Raw genomic sequence first — 17,514 nt, forward strand, 5'->3', positions numbered from 1 at the left:
TGGATTATTTATTTAATACTCCAAAAAAAAGCAAGATGAGAAAGGATTTATAAAAATAAATGGCCTCAAAAACGCGTACTTACGAAAAAAAAAAACTGCTTGGGCAAATCTATACTCCCGCTTTCATCGTAGAAAAAATTCTTGATAACTCTGGATTTCACCAACTTGATTTTAGCAAAATTTCTATTCTCGATCCCGCTTGTGGCGATGGTCGTTTTCTAGTTCCGATTGCACGCTATATCATTGAAAATTCACCCAAAGAAAACTTAAAGCAACATCTTGAAAATATAAATGGTTGGGATATTGATCCGGAAGCCATAAATCTTTGTAGACAAAATCTTGAAGAACTGGTATACTCACTGAATTTAAAGGTTGACTGGCAACTTCAAAATCTGGATGCTTTACAGCAAATTGACGGTAATGAAAAATTTGACCTGATCATTGGAAATCCTCCTTACATTCGAATTCAGAATCTTTCTGCTCAACAACGTCAATTTATTCAAAAGTCATATTCCTTTTGTAAATCAGGATCAACCGATGCGTTTGTCGCATTTTTTCAGTTAGCTTCCACCCTATTGACCGACAACGGTATTTGCGGATTTATTACACCAAACTCATTTTTAAGCTCCGAAACCGGAAAACCACTTCGGTCCTATTTTGCAGATCAGCAAAATCTCAGACAAATTACCAATTATCGTTCTGTTCGCATTTTTGGGAATACAGGGACTTATGCCGCGATCACTATTTTCGGAAAGCAGTCGCAGGAAACTTTTCATTATGAGCTAAGCGATTATGATTTGAGCTATCAAAAACGGGAAATATCTTTTTCAGAGCTCAATAAAAATAGTCATTGGAACCTTTCCGTTGAAAAGAATCTAAATATTGAAGGGAAGAATCTGGGCAAAATTTGTCAGATTTCAGTTGGACTTACCACACTTTCCGATAGCCTTTTCCTGTTTTCTATTTTAAAGAAAAAGGAAAATCTCGTTCAGTGTATTAATAAAAGCGGGCAGGTTTTCTGGCTTGAAAGTGAACTTACCAAGCCAATTGTTAAAGGATCCAAATTAAAAACTTCTTCGGATCCGGTGAATGAATTTATCATTTTTCCTTATGGAAAAGATAAAAACGGAAAGCACAAAATTATTCCTGAGGCGACTCTCGCGCGAGATTATCCCAAGACTTATAAATATTTGCTAAGTATAAAAAAGGATCTTTTAAAAAGAGATAACGGTAAGCCAAATGCAGTTGCGTGGTATGCATTCGGACGTGCGCAAGGACTCGATTCTTCTTTTGGAAAGAAGATTATTTTCTCCCCTATGAACAAGTTCCCTAACTTTGTTTTACACGAAAATCCTGATTGCACGGTTTATTCGGGTTATTTTATAAAATATGACGGTGATTATGAATTTTTATTAGCGCAGTTAAATTCACAAAGAATGGCCGATTTTATCGCTATTTCAGGCAGAGATTTCCAAGGCGGTTATAAAGGGTATAATAAAAAAGTGGTTGAAAATTTTGTCATAACTGGTATATAATGGAAACTGTGCAGCAGGCATCTCAAAGACTTACATACCTGATTCAAACGATTCCTGATCTGCTGAAAAATATTTCAGAAACCGACTTCATTACAAAATCCTCACCATCAAAATGGAGCAAAAAAGAAATCCTTGGCCATTTAATTGATAGCGCGACGAACAATCACCAACGGTTTATCAGAATTCAATACGAAAATGAACCAGTCATTTTCTATGACCAAAATAAATGGAATGAACTCAGCCATTATCAAAATCTGAGTACAGCAGATTTAATTCAGTTTTGGAAAAGTTACAACCAGCATCTTGGAGCGATTATTGACGTGATTCCAGAAAACAGTCTGCACCGCCTTGGAGTTGGTAGCGATGGCCAGAAATTGCCACTTCACTTTTACATCACAGATTATGTCGGGCATCTTGAGCACCACTTGAAACAACTTGTCACATACTGACAACTTGAATAACTCACTATCTGTTTGAAAGCCAAAGGTTTTAAAAAAATATTTTACCTATTGAATATAAATTAACGAACGTTCATTTATATTTGTATCACTTATGAGAACAAGAGATACAAACAAAGAAGTTATAATAAAACAGAAGGCGATCGAGATGATTGTAAGCCAAGGTTTTGACGGGCTCAGTATGCATAAACTTGCCAAAGCATCAGGCGTTTCTGTGGCCACCATTTACATTTATTTTAAAGACCGGGAAAGCCTGTTACAACAACTTTTTAAAGAAGAAAGTATAAAAATGGCGGATGCAACCTTAATCAACTTTGATCCCGAATGTCATTTTGATGAAGGTCTAAAAGTGCAGTGGCTAAATCGAATGAACTATTGCATGGAAAATCAAATCAGCATGACTTTCATGGAGCAATTCAAACACTCTCCGCTGGTCGACCGCTCTGTGATGGAAAGAAGATTTATTGATGCCATGTCGAAATTCGTTCATACCGCTATATCGCGAAAGGAACTTATTCCGCTCCCTGTCGAAATTTATTGGTCTATTGCCTTTGGACCTCTTTATCAACTGGTAAAGTTTCACATTTCAAAAACCAGTATGCCGGGAAGGCCGCCTTTTATTTTTGATGATGAGAAAATAAATCTCACATTATCATTGGTAATCAAAGCGTTAAAACCCTGAAACTTTTTATTTTAAAATTTAAAGTAATTCCAGTTTTCATCCGTTTTCCTGTGTAAAACCTGATTTTTTTTTAAAAATACATTGACTCACTCTTTTAATAAATAAGCTATGGAAACGCAATACCCTGACAACAAATATGTGCTTGTTTTCAAAACCAACCTACACTTTAAAGACTTAAAAAAAATAGAACCTGTCCTGAACGCAGAAAAGAAAATTATTTGCTGGAACGTAGACTTAACAGATTGCGACAATGTACTCCGCATTGAATCGGACGGTCCGCATACAAAAGAGATGATAGCAATCTTAGCCAATGAAGGATATGTTTGTGAAGAACTAACCGACTAAACCGTCCTCTATATGTCTGAAAAACAACCTGAAACTTTTACTAAATACCAAAATTTATCATCGCCATTCTTGCCATAGTGCAATTTACAGTTATTCTCGATTTTATGGTTCTTTCACCGTTGGGAGCTATTCTATTGAAAGAACTTTCCATATCAACTTCGCAATTTGCATTGGTCGTTTCAGCCTATGCATTCAGTGCCGGAGCAGCAGGTTTGCTGGCAGCAGGCTTTGCAGACAAGTTCGACAGGAAGAAACTTTTACTCTTTTTTTATATCGGATTTATTGGCGGCACCTTCCTCTGCGGGATTTCTCCTAGCTATGAATTTCTGCTTATGGCAAGAGTGGTAACCGGAATTTTCGGAGGCGTTATGAGTTCGATCAGTTTCGCAATTATAACGGATCTTTTCGCTATTCAGGTTCGAGGGCGGGTGATGGGATTTGTTCAGATGGCCTTTGCCAGCAGCCAGGTTTTGGGTATTCCACTGGGTTTGTTTTTGGCTAATACTTACAACTGGCACGCTCCTTTTTTAATGATTGTTGGACTGAGTATCTTAGTGGCCTTGTCTATTTTCATTTACATGAAACCGATAGATGCCCACCTCAAACTACAAAAAACAGGCAATGCTTTTGAACATTTAACTTCAATTTTTGGAGAATTAAACTATCTGCGTGCCTTTGCAGCAACCACTTTGCTAGCTACCGGTGGATTTATGCTGATGCCATTTGGCAATGCATACGGTGTTCATAATTTAGGAATCAATATCAAACAACTACCCTACCTGTATATGATTACCGGCGTTTGTATGTTGGTAGCAAGCCCGATTATGGGAAAATTGAGTGACAAGATCGGCAAGTTTAAAATGTTCATAATCGGATCTTTAATAACTTCGATAATGACCTTAATCTATTGCAACCTGGGTATAACACCGCTTTGGATTATTATCATCATCAATATTTTACTATTCGTTGGCATTAGTGGAAGAATGATTGCCGCCAGTGCCTTAATGACCGCCGTTCCGGAACCTCAGGACAGAGGTGCATTTATGGGAATCAATGCTTCAATACAGCAAATTGCCGGTGGCGTTGCCTCTATCATTGCAGGAATGATCGTTTCAGAAACCGATACGGGGTACCTTAATAATTACGGATTACTGGGTAATGTTGTAGTCCTGGCCGTAATTTTAACCGTATTTCTAATGTACAATCTGTATAGGTTCATTTCCAAAAAGGAACAAAATAATTTACACCCGACAGCCACCACATCAGAAGCAATTTAATCATTACTATTGATTAGAAAATAATATAAAAATTTCATCTGCAAAAGAACCTCCTGGCCGGGAGGTTTTTTTTATTTTCAATTTATTACCCAAATTAACATTTTGTAATACAGCAACTTAAAAAAAAATTATAAAATAATCACAATTACTTTTAGTATTATCAATACATTTTATTAATATTATACTTTAAGAACTTATTATTTTATATTATTAGTTCTAAGAATATTTTCCGTTTATTTACAAATCAAACAGATCATTCATTTGTAACTTTTAATACATATAATACTTTTAAATGAAAATCATCAGTATTGTCAATAACAAAGGTGGTGTTGGAAAAACTACTTCCGCACAGAGTATCGCAGCAGGTCTTGCCAAATTTGCCAATGCACGTGTGCTGGTAATTGACCTGGATGCGCAGGCTAGTTTGACAAAAAGTTTTGGGATTGTACACAGTGGTTTAAAGAAGGACAGTGGTTCTTTTATAACCGGAGAATATGCTTTTGAAGAAATTGTACAAAGAGTTGGGGACGTCGATATTTTGCCCGGTTCTGCCGAGATGAGCCACAAGGAAGACACGATCAAGTCGGCTCCGATATTTCCGTTCAACTTGAAAATTGCACTGGAAAAAGTGAAGGACAAATACGATTTTGTGATCATTGATTGTCCACCCGCACTGAACGGTAATACAAGAATGGCGCTGGTGTCCTGTCACCAGTATTACGTACCTCTTCAGGCCGAATTTTTAAGCTATGAAGGTCTTAGAAATTTCCTGGTTTACTCAGCTGAAATTAAGAAAATCAGCCCGACAACAAATCTTGGCGGTGTATTTGCAACACGGTATAATCCTAAAATAAGAAAGAAGATCAGCCATGAACTTATCAGCGCTACCAAGGAGCAACTTGGTGACGTGTTCATGAATAGCTATATTCGTGATAATATTGCTTTATCCGAAGCGCAGGCTAGTGGTACCAATATTTTCGATTATGCTCCAAATAGTAATGGTGCGGAAGATTATTATAAATTAACAAAGGAAATTCTCGAACGTATAAACAATTAAAATATGGCAAAGGAAAGGAAATTTGATTTCGCACCTCTACCCATTGTCTCTGACATCAACAACGATATTGAAGATAATTCATCAGACACCGAGATTAACGGCGTACCTACCAAAGTCACGTTTGACTGTGACTACATCCTTTTGGAAAAAATGAAGGACTATGGTTATTGGGAAGGCCTTACACAGAAAGATATTATTCTGGAAGCGCTTACCCGTTATTTTGATGCCGCCGAAATAAGACCACGTCCTGATAAAATCCGCAATAAAACCAAAGTTGGGCGCAAGCCAAAAGCTTTGGTCAACTAAAAAAAAATTAACGTATTTCCTGATCACGGGAAATACGTTAACCGAAAAAATTCAGTTTTTGATGAAGTCGCTGTAAGTAATTACAGCATTTTTAATACTTCTTCCATTTCCTGAATGGCAATATCAATATCTTCTTTTGAAGTTCGGAAATTTACAAAAGCTGCTCGAATACAAAGCTTACCATCCAATACGGTTGGTGTCATAAATACTTTCCCTCTGGTGTTCAAAATATTCAGAAATTCAGATGTTTTATTTTTGTCTTTTAAAACAAAACAAACAACATTGAGATGTACGGATCCTGAAAGCTCCAAAAACGCACTGTTTTGCAGATACGTTTTTAACAGCGTTGCGCAATGGACACTGTTTTCAACAATCCATTTAAAACCATTTTTTCCATAAGCTACCAGGCTGAACCAGGCTGGTAAGGCACGGAATCTGCGTGAATTTTCAGGCAGGAAATTCAGGTATGAAAAGTTATCCTCAGGATTTCCCAGGTAAGGCGCATTGGAATTTTGGAAAGTCTGGATTTGAAACTTTTGATGTTCTTTTCTGGTAAGGAAAATAGCACTGTCGTACGGGACATTCATCCATTTATGGCAGTCGATGGTAATGCTGTCTGCATTTACCCAATCGTTCAATAAATGGAGATGATTATCAGAACAGGCGGCAAAGGCGCCAAAAGCAGCGTCGACGTGCATCCAGAATGGGTATTTCTTTTTCAAATCAGTGATTGCTCTAAAATTATCAAAATCAACAGTGTTGACAGTTCCCCCGCTACAATTTAGAATTACAGACTTTCCCGAATACGCAATCAATTTCTGTTCAAGATCAACCAGATCAATGCGCTCCCTTCCTTGCTCCGTCTTAATTTTGACAATATTGTTACTACCAAAACCCAACATCGAAAGTGATTTGACAACAGAAGAATGCGGTGTGGCAGCCAAAACGATAATCTCATCAGACATTCCGTCCCTGGCAATATCCTTCCCTAAATGAGCACCTGCCCATTGCCGCGCCACACCCAGGCACGTAAAATTTGACATGGTAGCTCCGGATACAAAACCTCCGTTAAAATGATCAGGAAGTCCGACTAATTCGGTCACCAACTTAATGGTTTGCAACTCTAAAATAGCTGAAATATCACCATTCCCCTGCGTGCTTTGGGTGTTTTGATCGAATACCGATGTTAACCAGTCACCTGCCAGAGCTGCTGGTGTGACGCCGCCTACTACATATCCCCAATAGCGAGGCCCGGCACTGGAAACCATTAGTTTCCTGAAATTTTCATTGAAAAACCCAAGCGCTCCGCTGGCTCCAAGGCCATTATCTTTTAACTGGTAAGAATCCGTATTTTGATCCCTGTGACTTGTAGGAATTTCATTGATCGCATTAAGAAAAGAAATACTGTCTTTTTGTATTTCTTCTAAAATTGACGAAAACTGTTCAAGGTCATTTTTTAGTATTTCATTCATTGACTTAAATTGTAATGCGCCCGGACAAAATTTATTTTCCCTTCACTATCAAACTGCATAAATTCAGCCGATTTTTTATTATTTACACTGGTATAAAATAGTATGAGTGATTCGGTCCCAACCAGGATTTCATGCAGATAAAAAAACAGATCAGGATAAAGAGCAAGCGCTTTTATGAAATAATCTTTCAATGTGTTTTTATCCTTTATTACACCTTCTGAATTCGTACCCAACTGTTTAATAATCGGAGAATAAAATTCTATATCCTCGGAATAATGACTTAGAATTTTTTCTATATCGTGGTCATTCCAGGAATCAATCCACTCTTTGGAAAATTGCTGTATATCGATCATAAAATTCTTTTGTATTTTGATTATAAAACCAACTCCATTTTAATATCCGCCCTTTTGTACAAACCTGGTTCAAGAGGAATTTCCTGGAAACCCATTTTGAGATACATTGCAATAGCCGGTTTCAATTGTGTGCTGGAATACAGGATCAGCTTTTCAGCATGCATACTTCTGGCTGTTTCTACAATGGATTTACAAAGTAGCTTTCCAATCCCCAGGCCTCTCAGGTCTTTTCTTACGGCCATTTTTGCCATTTCAAAAACACCCGGTGCAGCATATTTCAACGCAACCGTTCCAACTATTTCCCCTTCATTTTCAACAAAGATGATTCGGCCTCCATCTTTTAAAATAGCTTCTTCCGGATTTTCAAAAGCATAACTATCAAACGGCTCAACTGTAAAATATTCTTCGAGCCAGCTTAAATTTAGATCTTTAAAATAGACCTGATAGTCAGGTTTATAGTTAATTATTTTCATTAAAATTCTGGTTAGAGATTCTTCGGTGATAGTTAATCTGGCCGGTATGGTAAGCCAGGTGCATTGCAAGATGAGTCAAAACGAGGCTGGCGTTTTGTGGTTCATGAATCGATAATACATCCCGGGGATATTCCTCTGAAAGCTGATCGTCCGTCAGGTTAAGGAGCGATTCCGGAATTATTTCAAGCAAAAAATCCACCTCTTCCAGTAATTGTGTTTTGGAAAAAACGTTGGAAGAGAACTCTGCTTCCCGATCCCGGACATATGGGAAATGACCGAGTTCCAAACCAATATAAGTCCTGAGATTACCAATCAAATGTTGGGATAAGTTTCCGCCGGAATTTATTGTACCAGTAATTTTCACCCATAATAAATCTTCTTCCGTATAAGCCGCAATCTCAGCCCTCAGCTTTTTAAGCTCTCTTGTATAAAAGAAAATGTAATCTGCTTTATTCATCATGCATTTCATTAAAATGGTTTTACAAAATTTCATCATTTTTACATCATAAAACAGATTCAGTTTTTTAAATTAGCAGCATAACAGATTCATCATTTTAATCAACTAAGTAATAAATTGGACACAAACTTATATAAAGAAGAATTTCTATATGCCCGAATAGCAGAGCGTTTTGAAACCCAGATCGAAAACAATATACTAAAAACGGGCGACAAACTTTTGTCGGTTCGCGCCCTAAGCAAGGAACAAGGCATAAGCATTAGTACGGCCTTTAAGGCATATATTGAACTTGAAAACAAAGGATATATAGAAGCAAGGGCAAAATCAGGATATTTTGTACGGTACAATCCTGCCAAAATCCCCAAATCCCTTGATATTCCAAAAATGGAAGCCAGTTTTGAAAATATTGGTGTGGACGAAATCCTTAGAATGGTTTATAGAACCATGAGTCAGGAAGGAGTAGTAAAACTTTCGCAGGCTGTGCCATCCTCAGAGCTGATTCCTATCGCCAAATTAGCCAAAGTGATGATGGAAGCCATACGAAAAAGCCCGACAGGATGCACAGGATATGAAGATATTCAAGGCAATGTCTTGCTAAGAAAACAGATTGCAAAATATGCGTTTAGCTGGAATGGAAATATTACAGAAAATGATGTTGTGACCACCCAGGGATGTATGGAAGCACTCGTTTTTTGTTTACAGGCAGTTACGGAACCAGGAGATACAGTGGCCATTGACAGTCCCACTTATTTTGGCATTTTTAATATAATGAAAAGTTTGGGTCTCAAAGTTCTGGAAATTCCGACTGATCCCAATACCGGGGCAGATCTCGAATATCTCGAAAAGGCAATAGAAAAAATTCCAATAAAGGCTTGTCTTTTTGTAACCAATTTCGCAAATCCTTTGGGAGTGCTTATGCCTGATCATCGAAAAAAACAACTTGTAGAACTCCTGGCCAAAAACCAGATACCGCTTATAGAGGATGATATTTATGGCGAAATGTATTTTGGAAAAACCAGACCTAAAACCTGTAAGAGTTTTGACAAAGAGGGATTGGTAATGCTTTGTTCTTCTGTTTCAAAAACTTTGGCTCCGGGCTATAGAGTTGGCTGGTGCATTCCTGGGAAATTTACAGAAAAGGTCATTAGTTTAAAATTGATCCATTCGGTTTCCTCAGCCACGCCAACACAAGCTGCAATTGGACTTTTCTTTGAAACCGGGCGCTATGATCTGCATATGCGAAAAATGAGAAAAGCGCTTCACACACAATGCTTGCGTTACATACAGTCTATTTCTGATAATTTTCCAAAAGAAACAAAAGTCAGCCGACCGCAGGGAGGTTATGTATTATGGATTGAAATGAATAAAAAAGTCAACGCATTTGAGCTATTCCAAAAGGCCATAAAGGAAAACATAAGTATATCACCAGGACAAATTTTCAGTACGGATGCCCGTTTTACAAATTACATCAGGATTAGTTTCGGCACACCATATAATGAAGAAATTGAAAAAAGCTTGCAAAAGTTGGGAAAACTAGTTCAAAGTATGAGCTGAGATTTAAGGAAATTAACGATCTCAAAGGCAACATTTACTGGGCCAGAATTACCTAACGCGCTCAAAATTAAAAATTTACAAAACATGCAAAGGGAATGAACTCACTGCAACGACAGTGCAACTAACTGATTTTCAGTACCTGATACCCTGTTGCACATCTTTACCAAGTATATTTACGGATATTTAGTTTATATAAAAGTTACATTAAGATTGAATGAATATTAAATTCATTCGGTAACAATTCTGATCTATGAAAAACCAAACACAGATAAAACATATTCATAAAGAAAAAGAATGCTGTTCTCATGATGATAATCATGAATCTCACCAGCATAACGAAGACAGTCATAATCATGACGACCACGATCATGACCATGACCATGGAGACAACGAAAATACTAGCTTACTACTAGGCCGCTGGCCGCTTTGGCTTAGCTTGACAATTCTGGCTATTTTTCTTTTCGTCACCTTTGGATTAAAAATAGAAATAAACAAATATACTGAAATAGCGCTGATGCTCTCGGCCTATTTACTTGCAGGGTACAAAACGATCGCTCTTGCTATTCGCAAAATTACAAGAGGTGATCTTTTTAATGAATTTACGCTGATGACCATTGCAACGCTTGGCGCATTTTACATTGGCCAATATAGTGAGGGTGTTGCCGTAATGATTTTTTATGAAATCGGTGAATTAATTCAGGATCTGGCAGTTAGCAAATCAAAACGCTCAATTAAAGCACTGCTTGATATCCGGCCGGACGCTGTAACGGTGACCAGAGAAAATAAAGATCTGGAAGTAAATCCTCAGGAAGTTCTTATAGGCGAAATCATTCTGGTAAAAGCAGGTGAAAAAGTGGCTTTGGACGGCATTCTTCACTCCGAATCCGGTGTATTTAACACGGCTGCTTTAACCGGAGAATCTAAACCAGCTGTAAAATCAAAAGGTGAGCAGATTCTCGCTGGTATGATAAACACTGAAAAGACGGTTGAGATTGAAACTCGTGCACTTTTCAAGGATTCAAAGCTTTCAAGAATTTTAGAAATGGTACAGGAGGCAACTGCCCGAAAAGCTCCTACACAACTCATGGTAAGTCGATTGGCTAAAATATACACCCCAATAGTATTTGGACTTGCGCTACTGATCATTCTGGTTCCCATGATTTTTGTAAGTAATTATGACTTTCAGCAGTGGCTTTACAGAGGGATGGTATTTCTGGTTATTGCGTGTCCATGTGCTTTAACAATTTCGATTCCATTGGGTTATTTCGGAGGAATTGGACTTGCATCACGAAATGGTATTCTGGTTAAAGGTTCGAATTTTCTCGATATTGTCACTGAAATTGATACCTTGGTTTCTGACAAAACAGGCACACTTACCAAAGGAGTTTTCAAAGTTCAAAAAGTTGAAACTTTAATGGATCGGGATAAATTTATAAGCCTGACTGCTTCACTTGAAAATTATTCAACACATCCTGTTGCAAAAGCTTTTGTGCAATTTGCCGGGGCTAATTCTTTGACAAAACCCACGGATGTTGAAGAAATCTCGGGACATGGTTTAAAAGGTAAAGTTTCAGACTATCTGGTACTTTGCGGTAACACCAAGCTGATGAAAAAATTCGATATCAGCTTTCCAGAAGAAATAGAAAAAATTGTGGAGACTATTGTGGTAGTAGCCATTGATAATAAATATGCAGGCTATCTCACAATTGCTGACGAGATTAAAGAAGATTCTCTACAGACCATCAAAGACCTGAAAGCATTGGGTATCGAAACCATTATGCTTTCTGGGGATAAACAAGCGATAACCTCACAAATTGCTTCTAGCTTACAGATTGAGAAAAGCTATGGAGATTTGTTGCCGGAAGACAAAGTTAGGATCGTTCAGGAATTGAAAGATCAAGGGAAAAATATTGCATTTGTTGGTGATGGGGTAAATGACGCTCCTGTAATTGCCTTGGCCAATGTTGGAATAGCTATGGGTGGGTTAGGCTCGGATGCTGCAATTGAGACTGCCGACATTGTGATACAAAATGATCAGCCGTCTAAAATTGTGTCGGCCATAAAAGCCGGAAAAATCACCAAATCCATTGTTTATCAAAACATTACCCTGGCAATGGGAATTAAAGTTGTAGTCATGATACTGGGAGCCGGTGGAATTGCTACACTTTGGGAAGCCGTTTTTGCTGACGTTGGTGTAGCTTTGCTCGCTATTCTAAACGCTTTCCGAATTCAGGGAAAAAGTTTATAAACACCTGATTTTAAGTAAAAAATAGAGAAGTTGACTATAAAAGCACTGCTAATATCTCTAAAAAACGTATTCGAAATTTTATATTATCATCTTTGGCATACTAATTGCACCTGGATGGTAGAATAAACATAAATTGTTCCCGTTTAGAATATTATCGTTTCAAACTCAGCATTATGGTTTTAAAAACAAACTGTCCCTTTACCCAGACTGCCTTTAAACAGTTGTTAATTTTATTAATCTGTTTTTTAGCAGTTAGTGCTTATGGTCAGCAGTATAGAAATTATTCTGTTATATGGCGAGGAAAAGAGATAGGGTTTTTAAAGGCAACGTCTCAATCTCAGCCGCAAGGGCAATTTTATGCTACGGATAGCGAGATGAATATTAATATGCTGCTTACATTCAAGATACAGTCCAATACAACCAATCTGTTCTCCAATGCTCAGCTGAAAGACGCACAGGTACAGCGATTCGTAAATAAAAAGAAGAAACTTGCCGCCACTACCCGTTTCACAGATAACCATTACGAGTTAAAAAAAGACAATGACGAAATCAAAAAATTTAAGAGCAATATCCCTGCGACTGTAACGTGGCTTTATTTCAATGAACCAATTCAAAAAAGTGAGATTTTTTCAGAGGTTTTCCAGACTTTTTTAAAATTCAAGGAAATCGCGGCTTCTGTTTACGAAACCACCTTGCCTGATGGGGACATTATGACTTACACTTATAGGTCCGGTGTATTGCAACGTGTGGAAATCGAGTCTGGTTATGGTGAATTCGTTTTTAAGCTAAAAATTTAAAATAATATATTCCCCTGTCCTTCAATTCATTAAATTATTTCACGCTTTAATTTGATGAAAGCAAAAACAATTTTATCAAATTAATTCTCCGAAAAAAAACAAAATCACCCTAATAAGCGTTGTATTGGAACCGCGAAATTATTCTACGTAACAGTGGAATGGTTTTTTAATTGGGTTAGTAAACCATCCAATCGATATGAAAAAATTACTATTATGCCTTTTTGTTGGGATAGTATTTCTACATCTCAGTTGTTCCAGAGATAAGGAGCTTAGCAATAATGTTGAAGCGCAAAGCCAGGTACAGATTAGAATCCGGAATGCAAGTTTGCTACCATTTGAAGATATTGAAGTCAACACAAGTGGAGGGATCAATAAATTTGGAACCGTGGACGATAATCAAATATCTGATTACAAGACTTTTGATTTCGCCTACCCTTACAGTTTTGTCAAACTGAACATTAATGGTGAGCCCTATATTATCCAGCCGATCGATTATACTGGTCAACGCAAACTTGAAAGCGGAAAATATACCTATGAGATCCGCCTGGATCCCGAAAGCAATCAGATTTTCATGAGCCTAGCAAATGATTGATATGAGTTGAGAAATTTCTTCTGGTAAAAGATTACACAACCTGTGGATTGGGTTATCTTCACGAAGAAATTTTCACTCAATTACGATCACATGAAAAAAGTTTTCCTTGTCTTCTCATGCCTTCTAATTACACATATCGTTTGCGGGCAGCAAAAGTTAAATTCAGGAGAGCATGCACCTGCCTCTTTTTATCAAACATATCAACCGCCAGTATTTAAGGATCCCGCTAGGATTGCCAAAATAAAAGCGGCAATTCCAACGCTTGAAAAAATTTATAAGGAATACGCTGAGAAAAATAATTTTCCAGGTTTGGCCTTTGGGATAATTGTGGACGACAAGGTTATTTTTTCCGGCGGTTATGGTTACACAAATCTGTCCAATAAAACAAAAGCTTCCGAAAAATCTCTTTTCAGAATTGCGTCAATGAGTAAAAGCGTGACGACGATGGCCATTCTTAAACTCCGTGACGAAGGTAAGTTACGACTGGATGATCCCGCCTATCTATACATTCCTGAGCTTAAATCAATGCCACTATTAACTTCGGATTCTCCTGCTATTACAATTAGAAATTTGATGACACACTCTGCCGGTTTCCCGGAAGATAACCCCTGGGGCGACCGCCAGCTTGATGGAAAAGATGAAGAACTTTTGGCTCTGATAAAGAGCGGAATTTCAAATTCTAACGTTCCCGGTGTGAAATATGAATACAGTAATCTTGGTTTTGGAATGCTTGGTAAAATCATTGGCAATATCACTAAAATGCCTTACCAGCAGTATATTGACGAAAATATTTTCAAACCGCTTGGTATGGATCACACCATCTGGGAATATACAAAGGCTCCGGCAGATCTGCTAGCACATGGATACCGGTGGGAAGAAGGAAAATGGAAAGAGGAAGTGCTGCTACACGACGGCACCTACGGCGCCATGGGTGGAATATTAACTTCCGTGGAAGATTTTGGGAAATATATGGCCTTTCACTTGTCGGCCTGGCCAGCTAAAAACGATAAAGAAACTGGTCCGGTTAAAAGGAGTTCTGTGAGAGAAATGCAGCAGCCCTGGACTTTTAATAATCTGAATGCAAAATTTAAATATCCAAACGGACGCGAATGTTCCCTGGTTAGCAGCTATGGTTATGGATTAAGAACCAGCAGAGATTGCCAGGATCGCATTTTTACGGGTCACACAGGAGGATTACCAGGTTTTGGCAGTCAGTGGTGGATTATGCCGGAGTATGGGATTGGAGTTATCGCCAATGGAAACCTGACCTACGCGAGCATGAATACCGCCAACTTTGCTGTAATGGATACACTTATTTCATTAGCAGGTTTAAAGCCCCGTGAATTACCTGTATCTCCTATCTTAAAATTACGGAAAGACCAAATTGTTAAACTGTTACCCGAATGGTCAGATGCTGAAAACAGTAAAATATTTGCTGTTAATTTCTTTCCGGATCGCTCTGTTGAACTTAGAAAAAAAGCAGCGCAAGCATTATTTACCAAAATAGGAAAAGTAAAAAAAGTAACTGAATTGAATCCAGAAAATCAGCTCCGCGGCAACTTTCAAATAGAAGGGGAAAATGGTATAATAAATGTCTATTTCACTTTGACGCCAGAAAATCCTGCGCTTATTCAGCAACTTGATATAAAAGAAATTTCAAACTAACGTGTGAAAGAAATTGACAACTTTTATTCACAGAAAGAGGAGCCTGTTAAAAGCTGCCTTCTAGCTATCCGGCAAATTATACTGGACAGAGATAGAAATATTTCGGAGGCCTGGAAATACAGAATGCCTTTTTTCTGCTATAAAAGTAAGATGTTCTGCTATCTCTGGGTTGAAAAGAAAACCGGTTTACCGTATTTGGGTGTAGTGGAAGGAAATAAAATCGCTCATCCCGGATTAATTCAGGATGAGCGATAAAGAATGAAAATTATGCGTTTTGATCCGTTGGAAGACTTGCCCCTAAAAACAATTGAAGAAATTATAGACGGAGACATTCAACTCTACACCAGTGGATTAATTAAAATTAAATAATCAGAATTACTTTAACTTACTTTCAATCCAGCGCTTTCTCAAAGCCACAGCGCCATCGCTCAAAGGCAAATCTGCTTTTTCATTTGGCAAAACAATTAGTTTTGGATTTTCAACAAGTTTAATTATGCCCAGGATCACATCTTTTCTATGCAAATATTCCAGCTCGATCTCATCGCCAGGCTTGTGAGTATCCAATATAGCTTTGATATCAGTTTCTTTTTTAACCGGTTTTCCATCAAGTTTTAAAATCTGGTCGTCAATATCGGCTCCTCCTTTGTACAGTGGTGTACCAATGGTTGTATTCGCTGCAATAATCAGTTCAGAATTTTCCTTGTATCGGACATTGCCAATCCATGCCTGTCCTTCAAATTGTTTTTTAAGAAAAAATCCTGCTTTTTGAAGTAAAGGAGCATAGTCATATGATTCATGACCATAAATATATTTTCTAAAAAAGCCTGCTGCGAAAGCTCTGTCACCTGTAACAGATTCCAAAACGGCCTGCAAATCAGAAATGAGATACGGTATTTCAGGTTTACCAAGTTTAAGCCAAACTGCCTTCATATAGTCATCCAGCGTCAATTTCCGATTTAGCAATTCCAGTTCCAGCGCCAGTGCAATAGAAGCACCATACGGATAGTATGAAGTGTATGTGTTTGGATAATTTGTTTTGTCAACAGCTACACCGGCATCAACAAAAACAGCCATACAACTCGCTTCTGACGGAGATATACGTTTTGCGCCCGGCGTATTTTCCTTGGTATTAACAAGTCCTGTTAATACCCCGTTTGCGAAATCTTCTACTGTAATAAAATCTCCTCTTTTCAAAAGGAGTTCTCCATAATACTGAGTAAAACCTTCTGCAAACCATAATTCCCTGCTCATATTACTTTTTTCGTAATTGAACGGTTCAAGACTTTTTGGACGGATTCTTTCAACGTTCCATGCATGAAAAAATTCATGAGAAAAAACACCCAGTAAATTATTAGATCCGTCAAATTGTGTTGGCAAGGCAATCATCGTACTATTTCTATGCTCCATCCCATCTCCTTTTACATAAGGATTGATACTGGCCAGAAAAGTATATTTCCCGTAGTCAAAAGATGGAAATTCGCCATAAACCGCCTGAGCTTCCTGCGTGATTTTTTTGACTTTCGATGCAAAAATAGTGGTCAATGAATCGTTTGAATCCACTTCCAGAGCCAGTCTGAACTCGTAAGGTTTTTTGTCAGGATTTGACAAAGTCCAGCTTTTGATGACAAGAGAACCGATTTTAACAGGTGAATCCATGAAATACTGAAGATTCGGTGCGGTAAAAACATTCACTTTTTCTGTGGGTTTTAACTGTGTTGCAAACGTCCATTTTTTCCCTTCGGGGATATTGAACGTAACATCCATTGGAGCATTTTCAAGCTCTTTGACCCACATAAAAGTTGCCGGCATATTCAGATGAATACTGTTTTGATCAACACCAGCGTAGGTTCCGTCGGGATAATTGGCAAATAAAGTATACCGCACTTTGGCAAAACCATTGGAGGTATTGACCTGATAAACATCACCATCAACACGAAGAACCGAGACAGGTTTTCCGGCCTGATCAAAACCTTTAACATCATAAACATTTTTACCAAATTCGTGGGTCGCATATCTTCCGGGAGAAGAGCGGCTCATCCTGAATAGCAACTGATTTTGAGTCGCACCAGTTACGGTAACGTCAATTTGGGCCTCATGGTGAGCGATGTTCGGGAAAGTAACATTGTAACTGATTTTTTGGGCAGTGGCTGAATAAAAAGTAAAAAGGAGTGCAATGAAGCCAAGTGATCGATTCATACAATTGGGTAAGTAAATTTAAATATTACCCGAAGATCGAAAAAAAC

Annotated in this window: 18 protein-coding genes; 13 read left to right on the top strand and 5 right to left on the bottom strand. The window is 38.0% G+C overall.

The features are described 5' to 3' along the window. Positions 1-59 precede the first annotated feature (59 nt). The 7 genes from FZF08_RS05070 (at position 60) to FZF08_RS05100 (ending at position 5,660) form a co-directional block, all read left to right on the top strand. Positions 60-1,535, top strand: a complete 1,476-nt coding sequence (locus tag FZF08_RS05070) for a class I SAM-dependent DNA methyltransferase (protein WP_159467557.1) — start codon at positions 60-62, stop codon at positions 1,533-1,535. Further along, positions 1,535-1,984: a DinB family protein gene (locus FZF08_RS05075; RefSeq protein WP_159467558.1), complete on the top strand. Its 450-nt coding sequence runs from the start codon at positions 1,535-1,537 to the stop codon at positions 1,982-1,984. The genes FZF08_RS05070 and FZF08_RS05075 overlap by 1 nt, the downstream gene beginning before the upstream one ends. A gap of 103 nt (positions 1,985-2,087) precedes the next feature. Further along, positions 2,088-2,675 (top strand): TetR/AcrR family transcriptional regulator, encoded by a 588-nt coding sequence (locus FZF08_RS05080; RefSeq protein WP_200837031.1) that lies wholly within the window; start codon positions 2,088-2,090, stop codon positions 2,673-2,675. 108 nt (positions 2,676-2,783) lie between these two features. Further along, positions 2,784-3,020, top strand: coding sequence for a hypothetical protein (locus tag FZF08_RS05085; RefSeq protein ID WP_159467559.1), 237 nt, complete (start codon positions 2,784-2,786; stop codon positions 3,018-3,020). Between the two features lie 104 nt (positions 3,021-3,124). Further along, entirely contained in the window at positions 3,125-4,297 is a 1,173-nt protein-coding gene (locus FZF08_RS05090; RefSeq protein WP_159467560.1) for an MFS transporter, read from the top strand. A 292-nt stretch (positions 4,298-4,589) separates the two neighbouring features. Continuing rightward, positions 4,590-5,354, top strand: coding sequence for a ParA family protein (locus FZF08_RS05095; protein WP_159467561.1), 765 nt, complete (start codon positions 4,590-4,592; stop codon positions 5,352-5,354). 3 nt (positions 5,355-5,357) lie between these two features. Further along, positions 5,358-5,660 carry a hypothetical protein gene (locus tag FZF08_RS05100; RefSeq protein WP_159467562.1) on the top strand — a complete coding sequence of 101 codons (303 nt, stop codon included), beginning with the start codon at positions 5,358-5,360 and terminating at the stop codon, positions 5,658-5,660. An 80-nt stretch (positions 5,661-5,740) separates the two neighbouring features. Here the strand turns inward: FZF08_RS05100 and FZF08_RS05105 are convergent, their stop codons facing one another. The 4 genes from FZF08_RS05105 to FZF08_RS05120 are packed head-to-tail and all read right to left on the bottom strand — an operon-like array spanning position 5,741 to position 8,418. Next, complete coding sequence (locus FZF08_RS05105; RefSeq protein WP_159467563.1) at positions 5,741-7,132, bottom strand: pyridoxal-dependent decarboxylase; 1,392 nt, start codon at positions 7,130-7,132, stop codon at positions 5,741-5,743. After that, the gene (locus tag FZF08_RS05110; protein ID WP_159467564.1) at positions 7,129-7,485 is read right to left on the bottom strand and encodes a nuclear transport factor 2 family protein; all 357 of its coding nucleotides are present in this window, start codon (positions 7,483-7,485) and stop codon (positions 7,129-7,131) included. The genes FZF08_RS05105 and FZF08_RS05110 overlap by 4 nt, the downstream gene beginning before the upstream one ends. A gap of 20 nt (positions 7,486-7,505) precedes the next feature. After that, positions 7,506-7,958 (bottom strand): GNAT family N-acetyltransferase, encoded by a 453-nt coding sequence (locus tag FZF08_RS05115; protein WP_159467565.1) that lies wholly within the window; start codon positions 7,956-7,958, stop codon positions 7,506-7,508. Beyond that, on the bottom strand, positions 7,945-8,418 hold the full coding sequence (locus FZF08_RS05120; protein ID WP_229216419.1) for a DinB family protein: 474 nt from the start codon (positions 8,416-8,418) through the stop codon (positions 7,945-7,947). Before FZF08_RS05120 ends, FZF08_RS05115 begins: the two co-directional genes overlap by 14 nt. 114 nt (positions 8,419-8,532) lie before the next feature. On the opposite strand from FZF08_RS05120, the gene FZF08_RS05125 reads away from it, so the two are divergent. The 6 genes from FZF08_RS05125 (at position 8,533) to FZF08_RS05150 (ending at position 15,526) form a co-directional block, all read left to right on the top strand. Next, a complete protein-coding gene (locus FZF08_RS05125; RefSeq protein WP_159467566.1) occupies positions 8,533-9,969 on the top strand; it encodes a PLP-dependent aminotransferase family protein in 1,437 nt (478 codons plus the stop codon). Between the two features lie 250 nt (positions 9,970-10,219). Then, positions 10,220-12,217: a heavy metal translocating P-type ATPase gene (locus FZF08_RS05130; RefSeq protein ID WP_159467567.1), complete on the top strand. Its 1,998-nt coding sequence runs from the start codon at positions 10,220-10,222 to the stop codon at positions 12,215-12,217. A 173-nt stretch (positions 12,218-12,390) separates the two neighbouring features. Next, positions 12,391-13,014, top strand: coding sequence for a DUF6134 family protein (locus tag FZF08_RS05135; protein WP_159467568.1), 624 nt, complete (start codon positions 12,391-12,393; stop codon positions 13,012-13,014). A gap of 196 nt (positions 13,015-13,210) precedes the next feature. Beyond that, complete coding sequence (locus FZF08_RS05140; RefSeq protein WP_159467569.1) at positions 13,211-13,606, top strand: hypothetical protein; 396 nt, start codon at positions 13,211-13,213, stop codon at positions 13,604-13,606. A gap of 90 nt (positions 13,607-13,696) precedes the next feature. Then, positions 13,697-15,271, top strand: a complete 1,575-nt coding sequence (locus FZF08_RS05145; protein WP_159467570.1) for a serine hydrolase — start codon at positions 13,697-13,699, stop codon at positions 15,269-15,271. A 3-nt stretch (positions 15,272-15,274) separates the two neighbouring features. Continuing rightward, positions 15,275-15,526: a DUF1801 domain-containing protein gene (locus tag FZF08_RS05150; RefSeq protein WP_229216420.1), complete on the top strand. Its 252-nt coding sequence runs from the start codon at positions 15,275-15,277 to the stop codon at positions 15,524-15,526. A gap of 120 nt (positions 15,527-15,646) precedes the next feature. Here the strand turns inward: FZF08_RS05150 and FZF08_RS05155 are convergent, their stop codons facing one another. After that, on the bottom strand, positions 15,647-17,467 hold the full coding sequence (locus tag FZF08_RS05155; protein ID WP_159467571.1) for a M61 family metallopeptidase: 1,821 nt from the start codon (positions 17,465-17,467) through the stop codon (positions 15,647-15,649). Positions 17,468-17,514: the final 47 nt, after the last annotated feature.

The organism is Dyadobacter sp. 3J3, assembly GCF_009801115.1.
Classification (GTDB): domain Bacteria; phylum Bacteroidota; class Bacteroidia; order Cytophagales; family Spirosomataceae; genus Dyadobacter.

Coding starts and splice junctions, on each gene's coding strand:
- FZF08_RS05155 (WP_159467571.1), bottom strand. CDS start 17,467: ATGAATCGATCACTTGGCTTCATTGCACTCCTTTTTACTTTTTATTCA.
- FZF08_RS05145 (WP_159467570.1), top strand. CDS start 13,697: ATGAAAAAAGTTTTCCTTGTCTTCTCATGCCTTCTAATTACACATATC.
- FZF08_RS05115 (WP_159467565.1), bottom strand. CDS start 7,958: ATGAAAATAATTAACTATAAACCTGACTATCAGGTCTATTTTAAAGAT.
- FZF08_RS05120 (WP_229216419.1), bottom strand. CDS start 8,418: ATGATGAATAAAGCAGATTACATTTTCTTTTATACAAGAGAGCTTAAA.
- FZF08_RS05080 (WP_200837031.1), top strand. CDS start 2,088: ATGAGAACAAGAGATACAAACAAAGAAGTTATAATAAAACAGAAGGCG.
- FZF08_RS05090 (WP_159467560.1), top strand. CDS start 3,125: ATGGTTCTTTCACCGTTGGGAGCTATTCTATTGAAAGAACTTTCCATA.
- FZF08_RS05110 (WP_159467564.1), bottom strand. CDS start 7,485: ATGATCGATATACAGCAATTTTCCAAAGAGTGGATTGATTCCTGGAAT.
- FZF08_RS05105 (WP_159467563.1), bottom strand. CDS start 7,132: ATGAATGAAATACTAAAAAATGACCTTGAACAGTTTTCGTCAATTTTA.
- FZF08_RS05135 (WP_159467568.1), top strand. CDS start 12,391: ATGGTTTTAAAAACAAACTGTCCCTTTACCCAGACTGCCTTTAAACAG.
- FZF08_RS05075 (WP_159467558.1), top strand. CDS start 1,535: ATGGAAACTGTGCAGCAGGCATCTCAAAGACTTACATACCTGATTCAA.
- FZF08_RS05095 (WP_159467561.1), top strand. CDS start 4,590: ATGAAAATCATCAGTATTGTCAATAACAAAGGTGGTGTTGGAAAAACT.
- FZF08_RS05085 (WP_159467559.1), top strand. CDS start 2,784: ATGGAAACGCAATACCCTGACAACAAATATGTGCTTGTTTTCAAAACC.
- FZF08_RS05130 (WP_159467567.1), top strand. CDS start 10,220: ATGAAAAACCAAACACAGATAAAACATATTCATAAAGAAAAAGAATGC.
- FZF08_RS05140 (WP_159467569.1), top strand. CDS start 13,211: ATGAAAAAATTACTATTATGCCTTTTTGTTGGGATAGTATTTCTACAT.
- FZF08_RS05100 (WP_159467562.1), top strand. CDS start 5,358: ATGGCAAAGGAAAGGAAATTTGATTTCGCACCTCTACCCATTGTCTCT.
- FZF08_RS05070 (WP_159467557.1), top strand. CDS start 60: ATGGCCTCAAAAACGCGTACTTACGAAAAAAAAAAACTGCTTGGGCAA.